Source organism: Pedobacter sp. SYP-B3415, from assembly GCF_004138205.1.
Classification (GTDB): Bacteria; Bacteroidota; Bacteroidia; order Sphingobacteriales; family Sphingobacteriaceae; genus Pedobacter.
This window is the reverse complement of record NZ_RXNQ01000037.1, coordinates 24,770-48,934: the sequence shown is the minus strand read 5'-3', so window position 1 is coordinate 48,934 and position 24,165 is coordinate 24,770. Positions and strand designations below refer to the sequence as shown.

At 46.9% G+C, this 24,165-nt stretch carries 18 protein-coding genes and 1 tRNA gene; 13 read left to right on the top strand and 6 right to left on the bottom strand.

From position 1 onward, the window contains the following. Positions 1-93: 93 nt before the first annotated feature. Complete coding sequence (locus EJV45_RS18615; protein WP_129718146.1) at positions 94-3,120, bottom strand: DUF2723 domain-containing protein; 3,027 nt, start codon at positions 3,118-3,120, stop codon at positions 94-96. A 216-nt stretch (positions 3,121-3,336) separates the two neighbouring features. Here EJV45_RS18615 and EJV45_RS18610 point away from each other — a divergent pair. The 4 genes from EJV45_RS18610 (at position 3,337) to pth (ending at position 5,747) form a co-directional block, all read left to right on the top strand. Next, positions 3,337-3,407, top strand: a tRNA-Gln gene (locus EJV45_RS18610). A gap of 78 nt (positions 3,408-3,485) precedes the next feature. Next, a complete protein-coding gene (locus EJV45_RS18605) occupies positions 3,486-4,427 on the top strand; it encodes a ribose-phosphate pyrophosphokinase (protein WP_129718145.1) in 942 nt (313 codons plus the stop codon). Between the two features lie 56 nt (positions 4,428-4,483). Further along, positions 4,484-5,062 carry a 50S ribosomal protein L25/general stress protein Ctc gene (locus EJV45_RS18600; RefSeq protein ID WP_129718144.1) on the top strand — a complete coding sequence of 193 codons (579 nt, stop codon included), beginning with the start codon at positions 4,484-4,486 and terminating at the stop codon, positions 5,060-5,062. Between the two features lie 124 nt (positions 5,063-5,186). Beyond that, complete coding sequence (pth, locus tag EJV45_RS18595) at positions 5,187-5,747, top strand: aminoacyl-tRNA hydrolase (protein ID WP_129718143.1); 561 nt, start codon at positions 5,187-5,189, stop codon at positions 5,745-5,747. A gap of 2 nt (positions 5,748-5,749) precedes the next feature. Here the strand turns inward: pth and EJV45_RS18590 are convergent, their stop codons facing one another. From EJV45_RS18590 to EJV45_RS18570, 5 genes are all read right to left on the bottom strand, one after another. Continuing rightward, positions 5,750-7,345 (bottom strand): response regulator, encoded by a 1,596-nt coding sequence (locus EJV45_RS18590; protein WP_129718142.1) that lies wholly within the window; start codon positions 7,343-7,345, stop codon positions 5,750-5,752. Positions 7,346-7,375: 30 nt separating this feature from the next. Further along, positions 7,376-8,212 carry a protein-glutamate O-methyltransferase CheR gene (locus tag EJV45_RS18585; RefSeq protein WP_129718141.1) on the bottom strand — a complete coding sequence of 279 codons (837 nt, stop codon included), beginning with the start codon at positions 8,210-8,212 and terminating at the stop codon, positions 7,376-7,378. 3 nt (positions 8,213-8,215) lie between these two features. After that, complete coding sequence (locus tag EJV45_RS18580; protein WP_129718140.1) at positions 8,216-11,680, bottom strand: response regulator; 3,465 nt, start codon at positions 11,678-11,680, stop codon at positions 8,216-8,218. A 66-nt stretch (positions 11,681-11,746) separates the two neighbouring features. Beyond that, the gene (locus tag EJV45_RS18575; RefSeq protein WP_129718139.1) at positions 11,747-12,427 is read right to left on the bottom strand and encodes a LytTR family DNA-binding domain-containing protein; all 681 of its coding nucleotides are present in this window, start codon (positions 12,425-12,427) and stop codon (positions 11,747-11,749) included. A 58-nt stretch (positions 12,428-12,485) separates the two neighbouring features. Continuing rightward, complete coding sequence (locus tag EJV45_RS18570) at positions 12,486-13,997, bottom strand: sensor histidine kinase (protein WP_129718138.1); 1,512 nt, start codon at positions 13,995-13,997, stop codon at positions 12,486-12,488. A 291-nt stretch (positions 13,998-14,288) separates the two neighbouring features. Between EJV45_RS18570 and EJV45_RS18565 the strand changes: the two genes are divergently transcribed. From EJV45_RS18565 to EJV45_RS18525, 9 genes are all read left to right on the top strand, one after another. After that, a complete protein-coding gene (locus EJV45_RS18565) occupies positions 14,289-16,724 on the top strand; it encodes an outer membrane beta-barrel family protein (RefSeq protein ID WP_165305106.1) in 2,436 nt (811 codons plus the stop codon). Positions 16,725-16,861: 137 nt separating this feature from the next. Then, the gene (locus EJV45_RS18560; RefSeq protein WP_205942429.1) at positions 16,862-17,212 is read left to right on the top strand and encodes an ArsC family reductase; all 351 of its coding nucleotides are present in this window, start codon (positions 16,862-16,864) and stop codon (positions 17,210-17,212) included. Between the two features lie 61 nt (positions 17,213-17,273). Next, on the top strand, positions 17,274-18,017 hold the full coding sequence (locus EJV45_RS18555; protein WP_129718135.1) for a hypothetical protein: 744 nt from the start codon (positions 17,274-17,276) through the stop codon (positions 18,015-18,017). Positions 18,018-18,103: 86 nt separating this feature from the next. Further along, positions 18,104-20,077 carry a M1 family metallopeptidase gene (locus tag EJV45_RS18550; protein WP_129718134.1) on the top strand — a complete coding sequence of 658 codons (1,974 nt, stop codon included), beginning with the start codon at positions 18,104-18,106 and terminating at the stop codon, positions 20,075-20,077. A gap of 83 nt (positions 20,078-20,160) precedes the next feature. Further along, a complete protein-coding gene (locus EJV45_RS18545) occupies positions 20,161-20,784 on the top strand; it encodes a 1-acyl-sn-glycerol-3-phosphate acyltransferase (RefSeq protein WP_129718133.1) in 624 nt (207 codons plus the stop codon). Continuing rightward, positions 20,781-21,878 carry a glycosyltransferase family 2 protein gene (locus EJV45_RS18540; RefSeq protein ID WP_129718132.1) on the top strand — a complete coding sequence of 366 codons (1,098 nt, stop codon included), beginning with the start codon at positions 20,781-20,783 and terminating at the stop codon, positions 21,876-21,878. The genes EJV45_RS18545 and EJV45_RS18540 overlap by 4 nt, the downstream gene beginning before the upstream one ends. Beyond that, positions 21,848-22,507 carry a carotenoid biosynthesis protein gene (locus tag EJV45_RS18535; RefSeq protein ID WP_129718131.1) on the top strand — a complete coding sequence of 220 codons (660 nt, stop codon included), beginning with the start codon at positions 21,848-21,850 and terminating at the stop codon, positions 22,505-22,507. The genes EJV45_RS18540 and EJV45_RS18535 overlap by 31 nt, the downstream gene beginning before the upstream one ends. Positions 22,508-22,531: 24 nt before the next feature. Beyond that, positions 22,532-23,380, top strand: coding sequence for a 4-hydroxy-3-methylbut-2-enyl diphosphate reductase (locus EJV45_RS18530; protein ID WP_129718130.1), 849 nt, complete (start codon positions 22,532-22,534; stop codon positions 23,378-23,380). Between the two features lie 22 nt (positions 23,381-23,402). Then, complete coding sequence (locus EJV45_RS18525) at positions 23,403-24,092, top strand: fatty acid desaturase (RefSeq protein ID WP_129718129.1); 690 nt, start codon at positions 23,403-23,405, stop codon at positions 24,090-24,092. The last annotated feature ends 73 nt before the right edge of the window (positions 24,093-24,165 follow it).

Here is a 24,165-nt window from a genome sequence, read left to right as displayed (position 1 = left end):
GAATAGACACCCCCCCGCCGGGAAATTCACAAACTGCCGCATAAAAAAAAGCCGGCATTCCGGCCGGCTTTTTTAACAAATTATACTGACCCTTTATTCAGAGAAGTACATGGCAAATCTGCTCTGCAGCGCCATAAAATCTTTTTCCAGCTGGGTGCTTAGCTTTGTCTGGTTATTTTTTGCTGCTGCCTGAACCATCATGTTGAATATGTACAGACCACGCTGTACATTCTGGCTGCCGGTAAGGCTGTTTTTGCTTTGTGAAATATCAGCAAGATAAGTAAGCTCTTTTTTAATGAAGTCTGCCGTGGCTTTAACCAGTTCGTTTGCTTTGTTCGTCTGGTTCAGTGTATACAGGTTCTCAGCCATGTAATACTTGCCTATAACAGAATTCATGCTGTAGAACTTTTTCGGAATCACCTGCTCATATTTAGCAACGGCCTTCAGCGCATCAGCAGTTCTGCCTTCCCTGATCAGTGCCGAGATCAGGTTGTTAAACATGCTCGTCATGATAAATGTATCGTCAGAAGACTGCGGGTCCAGGTACTTTGCAGTGGTCATGTTGCCCCATCTGAATTTGTTCATCACGTGGTTGTACATGGCGTCTGTATTAACCAGTTCGCCGCGCTCGGCTGCCGCGGTATCAGGCTTGAATGGCATCAGCCGTAAGGCTAAACCCTCGTTATAAAGATAGTTGTCAAGACCGTTGAATTGTTCTGACGGAACTGTCGTAGCAAAATAAATCGGGCGTTTCCATTTATTGTGCGCCAGGATGTCAAACATAGCCAGCGAGCCTTTAGTTACATAGTTTTTGTTAAATGTCCAGTCAATTTCAGGGGCTATGCGGTCGCGCTGACTTGCCGGAACGGTTCCTGATGCGATCACTTCCTCAGGATTAACTGTAATCTTAAACTTTTTGGTTGGGATAAAGTTGGTTTTGCTGCCATCCTGAAGTGAGATCTTCGCTTCTTCAGCATCGGAAAGAAGAAAATCGACAACGTCTTTCAACTCCTGGCTTTGCGCAATTTTGTAATCCTGGTAATACATCACATCCCGGTTTCCCTGAACGTATTGTTCCTCTTTCATGCTGATCGGCAACGGCGCAGATTCGTTCTGCTTCTGCTTCATGCCGTTGATGTACCAGTCGGTATCAAAGAGGCTTAGGTTTACGATACGCACATCAGGTCTTACATTTTCAACCTCCTGAATGTACCAAAGCGGGTAAGTATCGTTATCTCCGTATGTGAAGATGATTGCATTGGGCGCGCATGACTGAAGGTAGTCATAGGCAATATCATGGGCAACCAGCTTGGTAGAGCGGTCATGGTCATCCCAGCCTTCTGCAGCCATGATAACCGGGGCGGCAAACAGTCCGATAACAACGGCTATACCAGCACCCGTAGCGGGACTTAGTTTTTTGAATAACCATTCTCTGAGCGCAATGACGCCAAGTCCGATCCAGATGGCGTAAGCGTAAAACGAGCCGGCATAAGCATAATCACGTTCGCGTGGCTCAAGTGGTTTCTGGTTCAGGTAAAGTACAATGGCAATCCCGGTGAAAAAGAACAGGAGTCCGACGATACCTGCGTTCCTCGCATCGCGTTTAAAGTGCCAGAAAATACCGATCAGGCCCAAAATAAGCGGAAGGCCATAAAACTTATTGTGTGCATTGCTTTCTTTGATAGACGGCGGCAGGTTGTCCTGGTTACCCAGGCGCGCAGCATCTAGTGCCTTTACACCGGTAATCCAGTTCCCTTCAAAGGTACTTCCCTGGCCCTGCTCATCATTCTGGCGGCCAACAAAATTCCAAAAGAAATAACGCATATACATGTAGCCGATCTGGTAGGAGAACAGGAAACCGACGTTATGAATCAACGTAGGTTTCTGATCGTCTGCCATGCGCATCCATTCCTTATAGAATTCCGGATGACCGCCCTGATCGCTGTACATGCGTGGCAGCGGTGTCGTACTGTCATATTTGTAATCTGTCTTTTTACCGGCAGACTCATACTTTTCTTTCCCTTTGCGGTACAGCGTTTTTCCTTCTTCAATCCCCGTTTTCTCGGAGTTAAAGTTAGGTCCGAAAAGAAGCGGCCGATCGCCGTATTGTTCGCGGTTCAGGTAGCTGAGGAAAGAGAAAGCATTGTCAGGATCGCTGTTGTTCAGGTTAGGGTCGGCCTTGGCGCGGATAATAATCATGGCAAATGAGGCATAGCCGAAAATGATCAGCACCAGTGACAACAATGATAGGTTAAGGATTTTCATCTGGTGTTTGATCGAGTACCTGATGCCCCATACCAGTGCCCCGATAAGCAGCACCGCAAAAAATAACACACCGGTACCAAAACCCAGTCCGAGGGTATTCACAAAAAACAGATCAAAATAAGCACCGAATGAAACCAGGTACTGAATAACGCCATACTGAATAATACCAAGGATCAGGCAACCAACCAGGAAGGTTTTAAACATACCCGAAGTTGTATGCGTTTTAAACCGCTTAAAATAATAAACAAACGCGATTGCAGGTACAGTAAGCAGGTTAAGCAGGTGAATGCCGATAGAAAGCCCCATAATGTAGGCAATAAAAAGCAACCAGCGGTCTGCGCGGGGCTCATCTGCATGAGCTTCCCATTTCAGAATTGCCCAGAATACAATCGCGGTAAACAGCGAAGAAAGGGCATATACTTCAGATTCAACCGCCGAGAACCAGAAACTGTCAGAATAGGTATACGCCAGTGCACCTACCAGTCCGGCGCCTATAATAGACACCATATTCCCTGTACTGATCGTTTCACCCGGTTTGATCAGTACCTTTTTTGCCAGCGCAGTGATGGTCCAGAACAGGAACAGGATGGTTGCGCCACTGGCAGCAGCCGACCCGAAGTTCATCCACCAGGCAATTTTGGTCAGGTCACCCCCGGCGAAGATGGAGAAAAACCGCTGGATCATCAGGAACAGCGGGGCACCGGGCTGGTGTACCACCTGCATGCGAAGTGCCGAAGCAATAAATTCACCGCAGTCCCAGAAGCTCACTGAAGGTTCGAGCGTAAGGACGTAAGACAAGGTAGCGATCACAAAACAGGCCCAACCGGCGATATTGTTCGTTTTCGTATAGTTCATTTTCTATAAAGTAATAATGACACGTCCTGTTTCAGTACAGAAAGTGCTGCCGAAAATAAAGAATTTAGTTCAAACCTTCTAGGTTTTTGAGGCATGGACAGCTGCAACCGCCTCAAAATCAACAAACGTTAAATTATTTTAAAACATATTTGCAGATATGAAATAAGCTGCCTAGATTTGCATTCCGTTTAAGAGACCTCCTTTTAAATGGCAGTTTGCCCGATAGTATAAGGGTAGTACAACGGTTTTTGGTACCGTGCGTCTTGGTTCGAATCCAGGTCGGGCAACAAAATTTAAATTATCGGATCGTGTATGTTACAACCACATGATCCGTTTTTTTTTAACTGCATTGATAGACAGACATCATGCCATTGCAATTTAACCCCGTTAAACTTTTTGCCGGTTCCGGCACGAAGGATCTGGCCCAGAAAATTGCCGAGCAATACGGTAAGCCATTAGGTGCCACAACACTCAGCAAATTCAGCGACGGGGAATTTCAACCTTCATTTGATGAATCTGTTCGCGGTTGCGATGTATTTCTCATCCAGTCTACCTGTCAGCCTTCAGATAACCTGATCGAACTGCTTTTAATGGTCGATGCTGCAAAGCGCGCTTCGGCCCATTACATTACTGCCGTAGTTCCTTATTATGGCTTAGCCAGACAAGACCGTAAAGATAAGCCACGGGTTGCAATCGGTGCCAAACTGGTGGCTAATCTGCTTCGATCGGCAGGTATTCACCGGATCATGACCATGGACCTTCATGCTGCGCAGATCCAGGGATTTTTTGATATCCCGGTAGATCACCTCGATGGGTCGGTTATCTTTGTTCCTTATATCAAGAGTCTGGGTCTGGAAAACCTGACCATCGCCTCGCCTGATATGGGTGGTTCTTACCGGGCACGTACATTTGCCAAGTTTTTTAATGCGGAAGTGGTTATCTGCGATAAGCGCCGCAAGAGAGCAAACGAGGTAGAGTCAATGTCAATCATTGGCGATGTAACAGGCCAGGATATCGTACTGATAGACGACATTTGCGATACCGCCGGAACCTTGTCTAAAGCAGCAGCGCTGATCATGGAAAACGGTGCTAAAAGCGTTCGCGCTGTGTGTACACACGCCGTATTATCCGGAAAGGCGATTGAAACCGTCGAAAATTCAATGCTTTCTGAATTGATCGTTACAGATACAATACCTGTAAAAAGAACGAGCGATAAGATCCGGGTGCTGAGCACCGCCGATCTGTTTGCCCGGGCTATTGCGAATGTAAATGAGCATGGTTCGATCAGTGATCTGTTTAAAGTTTAATCCGCCGGCCGGATGTTTGCCGCAAAAGAGTATTATCAATAAATAAATATATAACAATGAAAACAATCGCAATTAGCGGTTCTCCAAGAGAGAACGTAGGGAAACGCGATGCCAAGGAACTGCGCTACGAAGGTAAAGTGCCTGCGGTATTGTATGGTGGTAAAGAACAACAGCACTTCGCAGTTGTAACTACAGATCTGAAAGACGCAATCTACACACCAGATGCAAACTTTGTTGAGATCGACCTGAACGGTACCAAAGCAAAAGCCATTATCAAGGAACTGCAATTTCACCCACTGACCGACCAGTTGCTGCACGTGGATTTTCTTCAGTTGTTCGATGACAAACAGATCAACATGGAAATCCCTGTTAAACTGACCGGCACATCTCCGGGTGTTAAAATGGGTGGTAAGATGATCCAGAAGCTGCGTAAACTGCGTGTAAAAGCGCTTCCGAAAGACATGCCGCAAAACGTAGAAGTTGATATTTCTTCAATGGAAGTTGGTCACCTGATCCGTGTTCGCGATATCAAAACCGAGAGCTACGTGATTACCAACACGCCTGAAGATACGATCGTATCTGTAGGTATGTCAAGAGCGTTGAAACAAGCTGAAAACGAAGCAAAAGGAAAATAATTCCTCTTTGGCAATCAGCCACAGGAGCAGCACCGGTAACGGTGCTGTTTTTTTATGCGGTGATTTGCTGCATCGGCGGCGCTTGTTACATTTGCAGAAACCTGCATTGCAGAATTTATAAGAAATGAAATACCTTATTGTAGGCCTCGGGAACATTGGGGCAGAATACGCACATACCCGCCATAACATTGGTTTTGATATTGTCGATCAGCTGGTAGGCGAACTGGAGGGCAGCTTCGAGAATCTTAAGCTGGCCTACTATGCAGAAGTAGCTTACAAAGGCAAAAAATTGCATGTCATTAAGCCAACCACGTATATGAACCTGAGCGGGAAGGCAGTGAATTACTGGATGCATGACCTTAAAATTGCACCTGAGAACGTTCTGGTCATCGTAGATGATCTTGCCCTGCCGCTTGGCAAACTCAGGCTGAAACTACAGGGCAGCAGCGCCGGGCATAACGGCCTGAAAAGCATCGAATCTGTATGCGGCGGACAGAACTATGCGCGGCTTCGCTTCGGAATAGGCGACAACTTCCCCAAAGGCAGACAGGCAGATTTTGTTCTTTCGCGTTTTGACCGTGATGAACAGGCCGAACTGCCGGCACTGATCGACAGAAGTGTAGAGCTTATCAAAAGTTTTGTAACAATTGGCCCTGCCAGGACCATGACAGACTTTAACAAATAGCCCTAACTGCGGCCGGTGTAAAAACTGATTTTCTGGTGAAGGATATCCTGATCAAAAGGTTTGCCCAGAATATCGTCTGCGCCTGCCTGAATTGCATTCTCACGATCCGTTTCCATCACAGCCGCCGAGAAGGTAATGATCGGGATACGTTCTTTACCCGGAAGGTGACCGCTGCGTATCAGCCTGATGGCGTCGAGGCCGTTCATAACCGGCATGTAGGTGTCCATCAGCACGATATCATAACCGTCTTCGGCAAGTTTGTCAACCGCCTGCTGTCCGTTGTCGACGGCAACCGCCTGAATATCCCAGTCTTTCAGGATCTTTAAAATAAGGAACTTGTTAATGGCATTATCTTCGGCCACAAGCACGCGTAAACCTGTCAACCTTGGCAGGCCGCCATCGCTTCTGTTAACAGGTTTAGGTTCGGTCTTATCCACGATTTCGTACCAGTTTGTAAATGAAAAGCTGCTGCCTTTTCCTATTTCGCTTTCAACATGCAATACACCTCCCATCAGTTCAGATAATTTCTTAACGATTGAAAGACCGAGACCTGTTCCGCCAAACCGTACTGTGGTCTGATCGTCGGCCTGTTCAAATGTATCAAAGATGCGGGAAAGATTTTCCCGGGCAATACCAATGCCGGTGTCGGTTACCACAAACTGAACCTGCACATTGTTTCCTTTTTTATCAAGTAGCCTCGTATGCAGCGATACAGAACCCCCGGATCCGGTAAATTTGATCGCATTGCCGATCAGGTTCATCAGGATCTGGTTTAGGCGTAGCGAGTCGAGCATAACCGTTTGCGGCAGGGCCGCATCATGTACAAAATCAAGACTGATCTCTTTTTCGCGGGCGCGGATGTTCAGCAGGTTGATAACCGCTTCACAAACCTTTTTTATATCATTTTCTGAAAGGCTGATGCGGAATTTCCCGGATTCAATTTTAGACAGATCCAGGATATCATTGATTACACCCAGTAAAGAATCTGATGAGACTTTCAACAGCTCCAGCATTTCCTGTTCGGCAGGAGGAAGGTCGCTCTTCTGAAGCAGGGAAACAAGTCCGATAATTCCGTTTATCGGCGTACGGATCTCATGGCTCATATTGGCCAGGAAATTCTCCTTTGTGCGTTTACCCTGTTCCGCGTCTTCTTTAGCTATAGTGAGGTCTTTGCGGGCTTTTTCAAGCAGCGCGTTTTTTTGGCGAAGTTCGCGTTGAACCCGGACCAGCTGAATAAAGGAATCGACCTTAGCCGAAGTAACAAATGGATCGAGCGGTTTATACAGATAGTCGACTGCGCCGGCATTGAGTCCCTTAACGGCGTATTTAGTTTCCTTGGAAATTGCGGTAACAAAAATGAACAGGATCTCTTGCGTACGCGGGTTGCTTTTCAGGATTTCGACGAGTTCGAATCCGTCCATTTCAGGCATCTGCACATCTATGAGCGCAATCGCAATGTCCTTTTCCCAGCAAATACGCAATGCCTCATTTGGCAGCGTGGTAGATATAATGTTGATATCGGGGCGTTCAAGCAACGCCTCCAGCGCAACGATGTTTTCCGGTCGGTCGTCGACCAGTAAAACATTTATTTTTTCCATCGGGGATGTGTTTAACAACGTCGTATGTAGCTAAATTATTTTTTGGTAAATGTTCTGCTTCCTGTCAACAACCCTAAAATTTTTTATCAGACCTGAGTTTCGCAACGTCTCTTTCGACCCCAAACACAGGAAGCCAAAAGTAGCTAAACTATTGTAAAATAGCTCAATTACTTTCGCCTGTAGTTCCACATCGAAGTATATCAACACGTTACGGCAGGAGATCAATTGAAATTCATTGAATACTCCGTCTGATGCAAGGTTGTGAACAGAGAAAAGTACGTTTTTCTTTAGCTCACGGTTTATGGCTGCCGCACCATATTTTGCTGTGTAGTATTCTGCAAGGGAGTGGGGAGCTCCTGAAAGCAGGTAGTTCTCCGAATAAATTTTCATCTTGTGCAAATCGTAGATGCCTGCTTTGGCCTGTTCTATCACCTCAGAATTGATGTCGGTTCCATAAAAAAAACTACGTTCATAGAGACGTTCCTCGCTGAAGAGAATGGCAAATGAGTACAGCTCCTCGCCGGTCGAGCAGCCGGCATTCCAAACCCTAATCTTCTGATAACTCTGCAGGTAGGGAACGATATGCTTCCGAACGCCGCGGTAAAATTCCGGATCGCGGAACATTTCAGTTACATTCACCGTGACATCAATCACAAAACGTTCAAAAAATTCATGATCGTTCGTTAACATGAGTCGCAGGTCAAAGAGACTCAGATGCCCGACAGTCATGATTTTTGACACCCGGCGTTTCAGCGATGCGCGTGCATAGTTGCCGAAATCAAAGTCGTGCACATGCCTGATCAGTGCAATAAGCTCTTCAAGCTCTTCGCTGCTTAGTTTCTCGCTGTATTTGTTTGCTGCGCACATCCTTTAACTTAACCAAACGCGCATCATGGAAAGAAGTTTATCCATTTCGACGGGTTTTGAAATATAATCGCTCGCTCCGGCCTCGATACATTTTTCCCTGTCGTTTTTCATCGCTTTGGCAGTAAGTGCAATAATTGGCAGTTTACTGAATTTTGACTGTGCCCGTATCTTCTGCATTGCTTCATAACCATCCATTTCCGGCATCATGATGTCCATGAGCACAATGTCTGTCTCGGGATGATCTTCAAGCTTCTGCAGCGCTTCCCGGCCGTTGTTCGCAATGATGATATTCATCTCGTATTCCTGGAGCGCGCTCGACAGGGCAAAGATGTTACGCATATCGTCATCCGTAATCAGAATATTTTTTCCTTTCAGTACCTTTTCGACCGTAGATACGCTTTTAACCGGTTTTGGTGTCGCAGGCCGGGATTTTGATTCCTCGCTCTTCAGTTTGTTTATGAACAGGCTTACTTCGTCCAGAAGACGGTCGTTTGATTTGCTCGTTTTGAGCACCATAGAGCGCGTATGACGCTGTATCCGGTCAATCTCCTCTCTGTCAAGTTCTTTTGCCGTATTAATGACTACTGGTACATCTTTCAGTTTCTCGCGGCTTTTTAAGGTGTCGAGCAGTGTAAAGCCGTCGGTATCCGGCAGCCGCAGATCCAGAATGATGCAGTCGAAATCCTGCTCTTCGGTTAACTGCAAGGCCTGCCTGCCGGTGTAAGCCTGGGCCACACTGATATTTTTTGCCAGCAACTGGTCGCGCAATGCGTTGCTCTGTGTTTCCTGATCTTCAATTAAAAGAACGTTCAGTAAAACATCCGCTGCGCCTGCACCCATCTCGCTGAAGAGGTGATCCAGATCCTGCAGTTTAAGCGGTTTTTGCAAAAAGCTGATGGCGCCTTCATGCCGGGCTTTTGTGCTGTTCCCTTCGCCTGCAGACATCATATGGACCGGAATATGTTTTGTAGCGGGATCGGCTTTCAATTTCTTTATAATCGTCCACCCGCTCATCACCGGAAGCATAATATCGAGGATGATGGCATCGGGAAGTTCTTTTTTTGCCATTTCCAGGCCCGTATCACCACTATGTGCTACCAGGGGTTCAAAACCTTTTTCCCTGGCATAGTCTGCCAGGATATTAGCAAAGCCGGCATCGTCCTCAACAATCAGGATGCGCTTGCCTTCGCCTTCGGCGGATGGAAAACGCTCAGCATTGATTTCCGGTTTGCGTACCGGTGTCTGGCTGTTGTTTTCTTCTGCTTCTGTTACTTCGGCAAGTTTTGCAGGAATAAAGAGTGTAAATGTACTGCCCCGGCCTGGTTCACTGCTTACCTGGATCTCACCACCAAGCAGCCGGGACAGCTCGCGGCTGATCGACAGGCCGAGACCCGTACCGCCATACTTCCGGTTCGTGGAACCATCTGCCTGTTTAAAGGCCTCGAAGATAAGTTGCTGTTTGTCTTCAGGAATGCCAATGCCACTATCGCGTACAGCAATGGCAACCATATCGGCGCCGTTGGAGCTTGTTTCAGGATGATGGTAAATAGTGTTTTGATCAGCAGGCGCTATCGAGACGGTAATTTTGCCTTGCTCGGGGGTAAACTTAAATGCATTCGACAGAAGATTTTTTATAATCTGCTCCAGACGTGTTTTGTCGGAAACGATCCGGTCTGGCAGGTCTGCAGCCAGTTCTATAGAAAAGTCAATCTTTTTGTTCTTGGCAACCTCATCAAAAAGCAGCTCCAGGTTGGTCTTTATTTCTTCGGGATGCAACTGCTCAATCAACAGATCCAGTTTGCCAGACTCGATCTTAGACAGGTCCAGTATATCGTTGATCAGTACGAGCAGATCGTTGCCCGCATTGTGAATGACACCGGCGTACTTAATCTGTTCGGGCGTTAAGTTGGCAGTTTTGTTCTCCCGCAGAATTCGTGCAAGAATGAGGATACTGTTTAACGGCGTACGCAGTTCATGGCTCATGTTTGCCAGAAACTCAGATTTGTATTTACCGGTTACTTCCAGTTCTGCTGCCTTGGCAGAAACGGCATCTTTTGCCTCGTTTACCAGATGATTTTGCTCTTCAAGAAGTTGAGCTTTCTCTTCGAGTTCGGCATTTGTCTGACTAAGTTCTTCCTGCTGCACGCGAAGCTCTTCTTCAGACGCCTGAAGCATCTCGGTTTTATGCATCAGCTCTTCATTGGTGGTACGAAGCTCTTCCTGCTGGCTCTCTAATTCTTCTGCCTGTTGCTGCGTCTGGTCAAACAGGTCCTGTAAAAGCTGCCGCTCATTTGCGCTGTTTATGGCAATGCCGATACCCTCTATTACGTTTTCAAGTAGTGCCAGCCGGCGTTCTTCCGGCCTGTGCAGAAAACCAAGCTCGATCACGGCGATCGTTTCATCTTTGAATACGACGGGTGTAAGGTAGAGGTATGTCGGACTTGCGTTACCCAGGCCGGAAGACACTTTGATATAGTCGGCCGGCAACTGACTGATCATGCGCGCTTGTTGTTCTGTAGCCACCAGTCCCACCAGCCCCTCGCCCGGAACGATCGGTTTCTGATACGACTGCTTTTTTTCAAATGCGAATGCACCTGAGAGAAGCAGGCTTTTACGATTGTGCCCGGTGGTATATATGCCGCCTATAACCGCACCGACATTTTTACAAATAACCTGGATAATACGTTCGGAAAGTTTTTCCAGTTCCTGAACGCCACGCATCGCCTGGTTTACGTTCGATGCGCCTGTAAGCAGCCAGTTTTTGTGCTCGTTTTCAGCCGAGATCGCGATCAGCTCATCATTTGTATGTCTGATCTGCGTTTCGGTTTCCTTTTGCTGGGCAAACGTACGCTGTATAAACGAGAACAGGTACAGAATGAGTAAGAAAATGATCAGGGCACTGCCTGTTACAATAAAGATTGTCCGGTTTTGGCCGTCTTTCATGGCGGTTTTGCGCTGGGCCAGCAGGTTTCGCTCCTGTTTAATCAGGTGCTGACTGATAAACAGGATGCTGTCTTTATAGATTTTACCCTTATCAGTCAAAATAAGGTTTCTGGCGTCCAGCTCGCCCGACTGCATGTTGGCAGACAAGATCCCCGCCATGTCGGCAAGTTTCAGCTTCACAAAACGTTCGAGCGAATCAGTTTTTCTCAGCTGCAGCGGATTATCTTTCAGGAGGTTTTTCAGCATAGCGATCTCAGGCAAAATGCTGTCTGCGCTTGTCCTGTAGGGATCCAGGTATTTGTTTCTCTGGGTAATCACATAACCGCGCAGGCCGGTTTCGGCGTTAAGCATATTACGCTCAATGCGCTGTACGTTTGCAATCACATCATAGGTATGTGCTACCCAGTTCATTTCCTCATCGAGCGATTTAACGCTGCGGTATGAAGTGACAGCTGAAAACAATACGAAAAGCAGGGAAACGGCAAAACCGGTCAGCACCTGTTGCCTGAAGGTAAGATTGAACATACGCGCGCGCAATTGCTGGTTAGCCGGTAAAGATAAGCTGTAAGCCAGAAAAAAGAAATTGCCGTATTAAAAAGGAAAAGATTTGGCAAAACCCGCGCTGATCGGTATCGTTGTTTCTCCGATCCACACCTGATAGCGGTCATACCTGCTGATTTTGCTTTTTGAAACGATAAAGGCGCGGTGTGTACGGATAAAGTCATTCTGTGGCAGCATCAGCAGCATTTCCTGGATGGGGAGCCTTGTACTGATACGCTTGCCGCTCTGCAAATGCACCTGCGTGTAGTTGCCGCCGGCTTCAATGTACAGGATGTCATCAAGTTGAACACGTACCTGTTCATAACCATCTTTGATAAAAACAGACTGATCTGTTTTTGGTGCCGAGGCGTTTTGGCGCAGGTCAAGAAGCTGCTGCGCTTTGTTGCAGGCTTTGAGAAACCGGGATAAGGCAAATGGCTTGAGCAGGTAATCGATGGCATCAAGCTCAAAACTTTTTACAGCATGTTCTGTGTATGCCGTAGTGAAAACCACCATCGGCGGATTGGCCAGCGTGCTCAGGAAATCGATGCCGCTGATGTCTGGCATTTTGATGTCGAGAAAGAGCAGATCGACCGGATTTTTCTGCAGGTAGGCCATGGCCTCAAATGCATTGGTAAACGTGGCCTTTAACTCAATGAAAGGCACTTTTCCGGCATGAGACTTTATGATATCGAGCGCGATAGGCTCATCGTCAATGGCGATTGCAATCATTCTCCTGGTCGTTGTTTTTATTTATAAGGTGAAGATAAGGCTTTTACTGGTGCAGTCATTAAAGCTCGAGGGTAAGGTGAATAAAAAACTCTTTGGCGCTTTCCCTGACAATCAGTTCATGCCGGTTCGGATACATCAGCGCCAGGCGTTTCTTTACGTTCTGCAGGCCGATGCCACTCTTTAATTTTTCAGGGTCATTGTCTGCTTTCAGATGAATGCTGTTATGTACATCAAAAAATAACCTGTTTTCTTTTGTCTGAAGCGAAATACGGATATGCGAGGGCTGTTGAAGGCTGATGCCATGCTTAAACGCATTTTCTACAAAGGGAATCAGGAGCATTGGAGTGATTTGCAGGGCACCCGGCTGGTCCTGGATCTGCTCGATAATCTGCACCTGTGCCGACGCAGATGTACGCAGTTTTTGTAGATCAATATAGTTCAGCAGATAGTCTATCTCCCGCGTTAGCGAAATTTTGTCCTGCATGTTTTCCTGCAGCATAAACCGCATCATATCACCAAGTTTTTGAATGCCTTCGCCGGTGCGTTCAGCATTTTCCTGCAGCGCCGTTCCATAAAGCGTATTCAGCGCATTAAACAGGAAGTGTGGATTGATTTGTGATTTCAGGAAACTCAGGCTCGCGTCTGATTTGCCAAGCTCACTCTTCAGCGAAGAAATTTCTGCCAGGTTCGCGTTTCGGCGTCTGTACACATACCATGAGAACGGCGCACTGATAAACAACTGCACGGGTAAATTAAAGCAGATCACAACCAGGATAATCTGCCTGTTGTTGCCAAAGAGTGTGGCAAGAAGGCCCAGTGGAATAGTTAAAGCAACTGCAAGCAGGAATATCCGACCGAAATACGCCCTGAACTTCATCATTTTGCCTGCGAGTTCAGGAATCAGGTAATAAAGAGAATAGATAACTACACCTATCGTAGCGAATACAATCAATGTCCAGCTGACAATAATCTCAAGCGGTGCACCGCTCACGATCCAGAAAAGCAAACCGATAAACCAGAAGGCGGCGCCGAAAAGAATCTCCAGCATCATCCGGTTGTCCTTACCAAATGGCGGCTGATTGCCCGCCCGGAAATGAATGATCAGCTGTTTCAGTGTAAAATAGATCACGATAATAATGATCATCCAGGTCGCATAAGTAAATGCCTGGAAAAATATATGGTTATAGCCGGTTTGAATATCAGCATACCGAACCAGCAGATATGCCTTGCTGTATGTGCCTGTTATACCGAGTATGATGCCCGTTATGACATAGGTAACAGCAAGCAGCACCCCGTTGAGTGCAATATTTTCGCGTTTTACAAGTGCGGGTAGCACACAGAAATGCAGCAGCAGAAATACGAAGTAGAGCAGGGAGTATCTGAAAAGCTCGGGGATAAAGAAGTTCGAAAAATGCGAGAACCTGATTCCTGCTTCTTTAAACTCATACCAGTCTCGCCAGGGAAGGTTGGGTGAATCGCTGCCCGCCTGCGAAACCAGGAAAAACACAGCCATAGCGTATAAGGCCGTAGCAACCCAAAATTCAACTTTATTGATGTCTTTTACTTTCATGTCTGATAAAAATCTGATGCAATGTTAGGCAGCACGTGGCACCATATTTCAAAAATGTGATAAACATCGATAAAAATGTGATGAATCTGAAAGCCGCCCGGCTTCGTGCTGGTCATTTCAGTGCGAACGGCCTGAACAGAGCAATTTTTGGCTTCAGGTAAACAAGTGTTCTTAAATCAAAACCAGTTTTTACGGGCTTCAGCACATTTAGTACTGCATTCAGCACATTTTCTATGTATGTCGTTGCACCAGGCTAATCTTGCATCAGTAAATCCTACAAAAATTAAGAAAATGAACTCGAAAAAATACTTTTTATGCTGCCTGATCATCATATTAAGTTATGCCGCTGCGCGTGCACAGAAAACGGCATCAATCCGCGGTCGGCTTGTTGACTCTGCCGATCACAAGCCGGTTGGCGGCGTAAATATTTCCATACGCAAGGAAAAAAACACCGTATCAACGGTCAATTCAGATGCAAACGGTGTGTTCCTGTTAAAAACACTTGCTCCTGCACTTTACAAACTTATTTTCACAAGAATAGGTTATGCGCCCCGCGAAGTCCAGATCAGGATAGAGCCGGAAGCGAGTGATCGCGATCTGGGCACGATTGCCCTGCTCGCCTCAAGCCATAGCCTTAAAGAAGTTGCTGTAACAGGCAGCAAACCACTCGTTAAACAGGATATTGACCGGATCACTTATGATGTTCAGGCAGATCCCGACAGCAAGGTGCGCAGTGTGCTCGAAGTGATGCGAAAGGTACCGTTGATCACCATCGATGGGATGGACAACATCAAACTTAAAGGCAGCGGCAATTTTAAAATCCTGATCAACGGGCGCGCATCGGGTATGATCGCCAGGAACCCGCAGGATATTTTAAAGGCAATGCCGGCTTCAAGCATTCAGAAAATTGAAGTCATTACAACGCCGCCCGCAAAATATGACAGCGAAGGGCTTGCGGGCCTGATCAATATCATTACCAATAAAAAAGTAGACGAGGGTTACAATGGCCGGCTGGGCCTGCGGTACATAGACCCCTCCCAGGGATTGCGCGGGTCGGGAAACACCACGATCAAAACGGGTAAATGGGGCTTTATGTTTGATGCCGGTGTAGCAAACCGTAATCAGCCTGCGGTAGTGTCTTCCAGCAACCGGGTCAGCTCAGGCGCACAGGCGGGGAGTCTCTTTCAGTCAGGCAACAATGTCTCTAAAGGTATGAATTACTATGGTTCAACACAGATCAGTTTTGAAGCCGATAGCCTGAACCTGCTCACGGCATCATTCGCATTTTACAACAACCGGCGCAGAACCACCGATCTGCAGCAGTCGCGTTTATACAATACGGAAAGCAGCCTTCAGCAGGGCTTCGACTTACTGAACACAGGTCGCAACGGCTGGGACGGCATGGATGGCGGACTCAACTACCAACTCGGCTTTAAGCGGAACAAAGAACAGCTATTTACTTTCTCCTACCAGTTTATGCGTTCAGGTAACCTGCAGAACAACGATATTTTTATATCCGAACGGGTGAACTATGATGCGGCAAACTACCGGCAAAACAACCGCGGATTTTTGCTTGAGCAAACCATCCAGGCAGATTACGTTCATCCGGTTAGCAAAAATTTTAATATCGAAGCTGGTGGAAAGGCCGTGATACGCGACAATAAAAGTACCTACGGTTTTGCTTCTTTCAATACTGCTGCGCAGGATTATGTGGAAGACCCGCAGCGTACCAACAATTTTCTGAATACGCAGAATGTGTACGGCGTTTACAATTCTTACCAGTACAACCTTGGTAACTGGGGCTTCAAGGCGGGTGTAAGGGCTGAACTGACCTCGATTGACGCCGATTTTGTATCTCAGGAACAGGAGCTGAGCAAAACTTTTTTTAACGTCATTCCATCGGTGTCTGTAGCCCGCAAACTGAAAGATCAGAGCACGCTGAATTTTGGCTATACGCAGCGTATTGAGCGGCCGGGTATCTGGGAATTGAATCCTTTTGTAGATAGTTCAAACCCTAACTTTATCTCGTTCGGCAACCCCGGTCTCAGGCCGGTGCTGAGCAACAATTTTGAGCTTGGCTACAGCAGATACAAGAAAGGGTCTATAAACGTCAACCTCAGTTATGCATTTGCCAACCGCACCGTGCAAAGGTTAAGCTGGTATGATGAGATACAACAGGTAACCTTTTCCAGCTATCAGAATATAGGGCAGGACCGCCGTCTGGGGGCTAACCTGCATATCCGTTACCCGTTGGCCAAGTCTATCGACTTCAATTTCGGGGGAAATCTGTATTATGTCTGGTTTAGCGGTGCCAGCGACGGACGTCTTTATCAGAATGACGGCCTGCAGGGCCATGCCTATGGTAACCTGAATGTTAATCTTGGAAAAGGTACCCGCGCAGGCGTTGAATACGACTATAACAGCCCGAATCTTACACTGCAGGGGCGATCGAACCAGCTTCATAATTCAATCTTTTTTGTCAGCAAAGACATTATCAAGAACAAACTCATGTTTGCTGCGGCAGCCATTAATCCTTTCCAGAAGTTCCGCGAGATCAGAAATATCACCTCCGGCGCCAACTTCAACCAGAACAGTTTTACACAGAACTACTATCGGCAGTTCGGAGTAGATCTGACCTGGCGGTTCGGCGCCTTGAAACAGGGCATACGGAAAAACCGCAGGGGTATCCAGAATGATGACGTCAAGTCTGGAAACAGCCAGAACTAGCCCGAACGTATAAAAACTTTGGCAAATTGGAGCCGTGCTTTTCTCAGTTGCGTACCGGTGCGGTTTTTTACATTTCCGGGATGCTTATGTTGCCCTTAAATAGGTAATTTGGCGCAAAAAAAAATCTGAATAAACATATGCTTACAGTATACGGTATTCCCAATTGCAACACGGTTAAAAACGCCAGAGCCTGGCTTCAGGAATCGGGGATTGAGTATGCCTTCCACGATTTTAAAAAATCGGGTATAACCGAAGATAAATTGAAACAGTGGTTTGAGGCATTCGGCTGGGAGCAGGTCCTGAATAAAAAGGGCCTGACCTGGAAAAAACTCAGTGCAGAAGAACAGGCCGCCGTAAAGGATGAGACATCGGCTGCGAAGATGCTGATGAACAACACCAGCGCCATCAAACGCCCGGTTGTCGAACAGAACGGTAAGCCGGTGCTGATCGGTTTCAGTGAAGACAGCTACACCCCGGTTTTGCGTTAGTGTCTTGTTAAATTCTGTTAAATGCAAACCAAGCCAGCGATAACTATGTTAATATTGCGTTATGATGCGTAAGTTATTGATCACCGGAATCCTATTAATGCCGCTCCTGGCAGCTGCCCAGACTGTTGTAACCGGGGGGGTATATGATCAGCAGCGGAGATCGATTCCGCTTGAAGGTGCAATCATTACGAACATCAAAAGCCAGCGCACCGCGCAAAGCGACAAAAGCGGCCGGTTCACCCTGGCGGCCAACACCGGCGATTTGCTTCAGATCAAACTGGCGGGCTATCGTACCGATACAGTTTATCTGCCGAACCTTCTGCCTAAGTTTATTTACCTCACCGAACAGGCTACCAGCCTTCGTGATGTAGAAATTAAAGGTGCCCGGGTGGCCAAAGGCATTGGCGGTCCGGATCCGGAGGCTGAAGAATTCAGACGTTTCGGTACCGGCGGTAATCTGAACCGCAAGGCAAATAATGGAAAGGTGGGTGGTCTGAACCTGAATCTGGGTTACGGGAAATACCGTCGTGCGCAGAAAAAAGAAGCTGAACTTGACCGGCGGTCACGACTTTACGATGAGATTAATTATAATTTCAACGAACAAACCGTTGCGAACCTCATTAACACACTGAAAGGGCAGGAGCTGAAAGACTTTATTTCCTACTACAAGCCGCGCCCCGAAGACGTGTCAGGTAACGAAAAGTTTGATTACAATGCTTATATCGTAGACTCCTACAATCAGTGGGTAAAACTCAGCCCTGAACAGCGCAAACAACGATCGCTGCCAAAGCTTGACGCCAACTAAGCCTTTTTAGTAACATTCTTGCCGGTAAACTTTGAGCTCCGCGCAAATCGGCTAAATTTGCGACCAGTATCAATTAACTGACCATTATGAATGAAAAACTTGCAAGGATCTTCGGATCTCTGGGCATGTTGCTGGCGCTTGCGGTTTCAGCCGGTGCCCAGGAAACCCCACAAAAAGGATACAGCTACCAGGATGCGTTCAGTCCGCTGTTTTATACGCAGAACGGCAATGAATACCGTTCAGCAAGCGGATACCCTGGTCCGAAATACTGGCAAAACAGGGTAGACTATCAAATCCGGGCTGAGCTGAACGAGGCGAAAAATCTCGTTACGGCCAGTATGACGATTACCTATAAGAATAACAGTCCGGATAAATTGCCGTTTCTCTGGCTGCAGCTGGACCAAAACCTGTTCGCAGACTCTTCGCGCGGTAATGCCATCATTCCGGCAAAAAGCCGGTATGGCGCCCAGGGAGAAAAGTTTGACGGAGGTTATAAAATCAGCAATCTGACCGTCTTAAGAAAAGGTAAAGCGCTTAAGTTCAACCGGATAATTGAAGATACACGGATGCAGATCCGCCTGGATGAGCCTATGCAGGCCGAAGGTGATGTGCTTACCATCAAAATGGATTATTCGTTTGTAATTCCGAAAGAAGGTTCAGACCGCCTTAGCCATGTGACCACAAAAAATGGTGAGGTTTATGCCGTGGCGCAATGGTTTCCGCGTATGTCGGTTTATGACGACGTTCTTGGCTGGAACACCCTTCCATACTGGGGCGCAGGAGAGTTTTATACCGAGTATGGCGATATCAACTTCGAAATTACAGCTCCGGCCAGCCATATTGTGATGGGCGGTGGCGAGTTGCTAAATCCCAAAGAAGTTTTCACCGCCGCACAATTGAAGCGATGGGAAGAAGCAAAACAAAGCGACAAGACTGTGCACGTGCGTACTGAAGCCGAAGTTACAGACCCCGCTTCACGCCCTTCTAAAGAAAAACTTACCTGGAAATTCCGGATCAATAACGCACGTGATGCTGCCTGGGCTTCCTCAAAGGCGTTTGTTCTTGATGCAGCGCGCATCAACCTGCCAAGTGGTAATAAATCGCTTGCCGTCTCGGCACATCCGGTTGAAAGTAACGGACAGGATGCCTACGGTCGTGGTGTAGAATATGTGAAAGCTTCAATTGAGCATTACTCAAAAATGTGGTACGAATATCCATATGCAATGGCTGTGAACGTAGGTGCTGCTATCGGTGGCATGGAGTATCCGGGCATCGTTTTCTGCAGCTGGAAAGCAAAGGGACAGAGTGTATGGGGTGTGATTGACCATGAATTCGGCCATACATGGTTCCCCATGATCGTTGGTTCAAACGAACGTAAATACGGCTGGATGGACGAAGGCTTTAACACCTTCATCAACGGCCTTTCTTCAGATGCCTTCAATAATGGCGAGTACAAGGAACGCCCGATGAATATGCATGTGGTAGGTGCCCGTCTGATCGGAAATCCGAATGGCGACAAGATGATGCTGATTCCGGATGGCATGGCTGAAAGAAATATCGGTGTAAACCTGTATTTCAAACCAGGCATGGGGCTCAAGTTGCTTCGCGACCAAATACTCGGGCCTGATCGTTTTGATTATGCATTCAGACAATATATTAAACACTGGGCATATAAGCACCCAACCCCGTTTGACTTTTTCCGTGCAATGGATAATGGTGCGGGAGAGGAACTTTCATGGTTCTGGCGCGGCTGGTTTATTGAAAACTGGAAGATGGACCAGGCTGTAACTGATGTTGCTGCGGTGAAAGAAAACGGAGCAGTAAAGCAGATTAACATCACTGTGACCAATCTTGATAAGTTGCCAATGCCGATTATTCTGCAGGTTAAAACCAAAAGCGGAAAAACAGATCGTATTAAAGTAGCGGCAGACGTTTGGATGCGCAATACAAAATGGACCATCCGTTATCCAAGCTCAGAAGAGCTGGTTTCTGTAGTGCTCGACCCTGACAAGGTTTTACCCGATGCAAATGAAGAAAACAATAGCTGGACAGCTAAATAATATCAAAAGTCCGCGGCAACTGCCGCGGACTTTTTTACTTTCCCGATTTTGCGTTTCAGCAGAAAATTCACAACTTACCGCTGATGTTTGAACCCAGGCAAAACAAACTGGTATCCGGATTCTTTTCCTGGTACATCTCTTTCCTGATTAAAAGAAACTTTGCTTCCTATACCTATAGTGATATCGAGGCAGGCGGGACACAATCCATACTGATGCTTGCCAACCATTTCAGCTGGTGGGACGGATTTCTGCTTTTTCATCTGAACAAAAAAGTCTTTCACAGAAAATTTCATGTGCTGATTACCGGCGAGAATTACAGATCGGTCTTTTTTCTAAAATACCTGGGCGGCTTCGCGGTAAGCCGCAGGGGAAAAGATATTGTTGATACCTTAAGTTTTGCCGGCGGGCTGCTTGAACAGCCGGGCAACCTGGTGCTGCTGTTTCCGCAAGGCAAGATCTATTCAAACCATATTGGCAGTGTTCAGTTCGAGAAAGGCGTCATGCAGATCCTGCAGGCTGGCGAGCGCCGGTTTCGTATCCTGTTTGCCGCGACATTAACCGATTACTGGGAACACAAAAAGGCTTCGGTACGCACGTACCTGCAGGAGTGGATTCCCGAACAATACGTGAGTCTGCAATTGTTGAAAAATGCATACAATAAACATTATCAACATGCCGTGGAAGAGCAAACCCGTAAAGCAGTATGATCATATTTCTCTATGCGGTACTTGTCTTCCTGGTGTTGCGTTTTAGTGTAACCGTATTCAACTTTGTGTCTAATCCAAAGCTTGGACGTTACGGGCGGCACTATGACGACCCCGTTTCTATCCTGATCCCGGCCCGTAATGAGGCCGGTCGCATCGGTATCCTGTTGCAGTCAATTCTTGACCAGGATTATGAAAATTACGAAGTGATCGTTCTTGACGACGACTCATCAGACGACACATACGCGGTTTGCGAAGCCTTTGCACAGGCCGACAACCGGTTCCATGTACTTAGAGGCCAATCGCTGCCTGATGGCTGGCTGGGGAAAAACTTTGCCTGCTTCCAGCTGGCGGAGAAAGCTTCGGGAAGCGCCTTTCTTTTTCTTGATGCCGATGACCGGGTATCTTCCGGATTGATCAACAATTTGTTGTTCCGCCTGAAAACATATAACCTGACGCTCATCAGTCTTTTTACCAACCAGATCATGCGCAGCTTGGGCGAGTACTGCGCCGTGCCGCTGATGCATTTTCTGCTTTTAAACCTGTTGCCACTGCGTTTGGTCAGGTTGAGCCGCAATCCGGCCTTTTCTGCGGCCAGCGGTCAGTGTATGTTCTTTGATGCCGCCGTTTACCGGAAGCAACAATGGCACGAACAGGTACGTTCAAAAGTTGTAGAAGACATCGAGATCATGAAACTCGTAAAGACAAATGGTTACCAGGCAGAGGCCCTCCTTGCAAACGGTTTTGTGCATTGCCGGATGTACGGGGATTTTTCCTCCTCGGCAGATGGTTTCAGCAAAAATTTACTTGCCGGCTTCGGAAACAACATCTTCATCCTGCTGTTGTATCTGGCATTGGTCATTGCCGGTCCGGTGCTGATGGCAATTGAATTTGATATTCGTTTGCTTATCTTGCCCGCGGTTTTGATCATTTTTTCAAGAATGATGATTGCGTACTTGTCCGGACAAAAGGTGCTTTATAATCTTTTGCTGCATCCCCTGCAGATGTGCGCATTCTTATTCATTGCCATCTTATCAATAAAAAAACACCTGTTTAAAACAAGTACATGGAAGGGACGCACGATCCGGTCGATCTGAAAGCAAAAAAAATCGCTGTTGCCGTAATTATCATTTTTCACCTGGTAGGCCTCATCGGTTTTATCTATGAGCCGCTCAGACCTTATTTCTTACAACTGGTCCCGTTTCACCTGCTGCTGATGTTTGGGGTAATCTTATTTTCCTATCAGGGCTCGTTTAAACGGCTCATGCTGTTTGTAAGCGGCGTGCTGGTAAGCGGTTTCCTGGTCGAGGTACTGGGCGTATACACCGGCAAAATCTTCGGGAATTACTATTATGGCGACACGCTCGGTGTTAAAGTATTCACAGTTCCGCTGCTTATGGGTGTTAACTGGGTTATCCTGATATTCAGCGTTGCCCAGCTGGTAAAAAGCATCGGCGTAAGAAACAGTATCGTTGCCTCAGTGCTCGGCGCACTGTTGCTTACCGGCTTTGATTTTTTCCTGGAACCGGTAGCCATGGCACTCGATTTCTGGCACTGGGACTGGCATACCATTCCGCTGCAGAACTATGTGGCCTGGTTTGTCGTGTCGCTCATTCTGCTTAAATTCTGTTATGCTACGGATTTAAAGCAACAAAAGTATGTCGGCCCGGTTATGTTTGTGGCACAGCTGCTCTTTTTTGCAACGCTGCACTTTGCGATTGCGTAAGATAAATTGTGTATTTTTGCGGTGATGAGTTATAACCTTTCAGTTTCTATCGATAAATCTTCCGGGTTTTGTTTCGGCGTCGTTTACGCGATCGAAATGGCTGAAGATATTCTGGATGCCGAAGGCTATCTCTATTGCCTCGGCGATATTGTTCACAATGACGAAGAGGTGCTGCGCCTGAAGCAAAAGGGTTTGATTATCATCAACCATGATGATCTTCAGGAATTACGCAATGAAAAAGTATTGATCCGTGCCCATGGTGAAGCGCCCTCTACATACGAGCTTGCCCTGGCAAATAATTTGACACTGATTGATGCATCCTGCCCCGTGGTGCTTAAGCTGCAGAACCGCATAAAAAATTCTCACGATGAGGATGAATCCATTCTGATCTTTGGAAAACACGGCCATGCTGAGGTAATCGGATTGCAGGGACAAACTGATGGAAAAGCGATCGTTTTCCAGGACCTGGCCGAACTTGATGACCGGGAACTTCCGCAAAAATTTACGCTTTACAGTCAGACCACAAAAAGCACCGAGAAGTTCTACAAAATCAAAGAACAGCTCCTTGGCAGAGGTTATGAAGTAAAGGCGAATGATACGATCTGCCGTCAGGTGTCTAACCGCTATGAGGAGCTTGAAGCCTTTGTCCAGGGTTTTAATAAGATCGTTTTTGTGTCCGGTAAAAAATCTTCAAACGGAAAGGTGCTGTATGATGTTTGTAAGAAATATAACCCCGAATCTTATTTTGTTTCTACGGTTGAAGAGATTGATAAAGGATGGTTCAGGGAAAATGATAAGGTAGGGATCTGTGGCGCCACATCTACACCCATGTGGCTCATGAAGCAGGTCAAAGAAGAGCTTGAACGTTACTGATCCCGCCAACAAGCCAGGCGTCATGCATGCACAAAAACCATCATCTGTTACCGGTCTGTTCGCAGCCGGCTGCCTTATTACACTCTGGCTGGTTAGTCTGCTATTGCTTCTCGACTGGGATTTCTCCTGGACCAATCCGCTGGTTTACCTGATGGTTCTTATCCAGATGCACCTCTTTACCGGTCTTTTTATTACAGCGCACGATGCCATGCACGGAAGCGTATCGCCAAATGCTTCGCTAAACCGCTTCGTTGGCCGTGTATGCGCGTTTTTGTACGCAGGCTTTTTCTATGATGGTCTTTATGCACGGCACCACCGGCATCATAGCCATGTACATACGGCAGAGGACCCTGATTACGCGCCTCATGGCTTTCTGCGCTGGTACTTCAGTTTTATGCTTCAGTACCTGACCTGGATCCAACTTGTAATAATGGCCATACTTTATAACGTCCTCAAGATCTGGTTCCCTGAAAAGAACATTCTTCTGTTTTGGGTAGCCCCGGCGCTTTTGAGTACTTTACAGCTTTTTTACTTCGGTACCTATCTGCCGCACCGGGGCGAGCATGACAATATTCATCATGCCAGAAGCCAGCAAAAGAATCATTTACTTGCTTTTATAAGCTGTTATTTCTTCGGATATCATCTTGAGCATCATGAACGTCCCTACCTTCCCTGGTGGCAGCTTTATAAAACAAAAAGCCACTCAGGATAGCGAGAGGCGGGAGATTTTTACGCAGAAATGTCTGGCCAGCGGTGCGAATTGGCGATATTTGCCCGCGAACAGC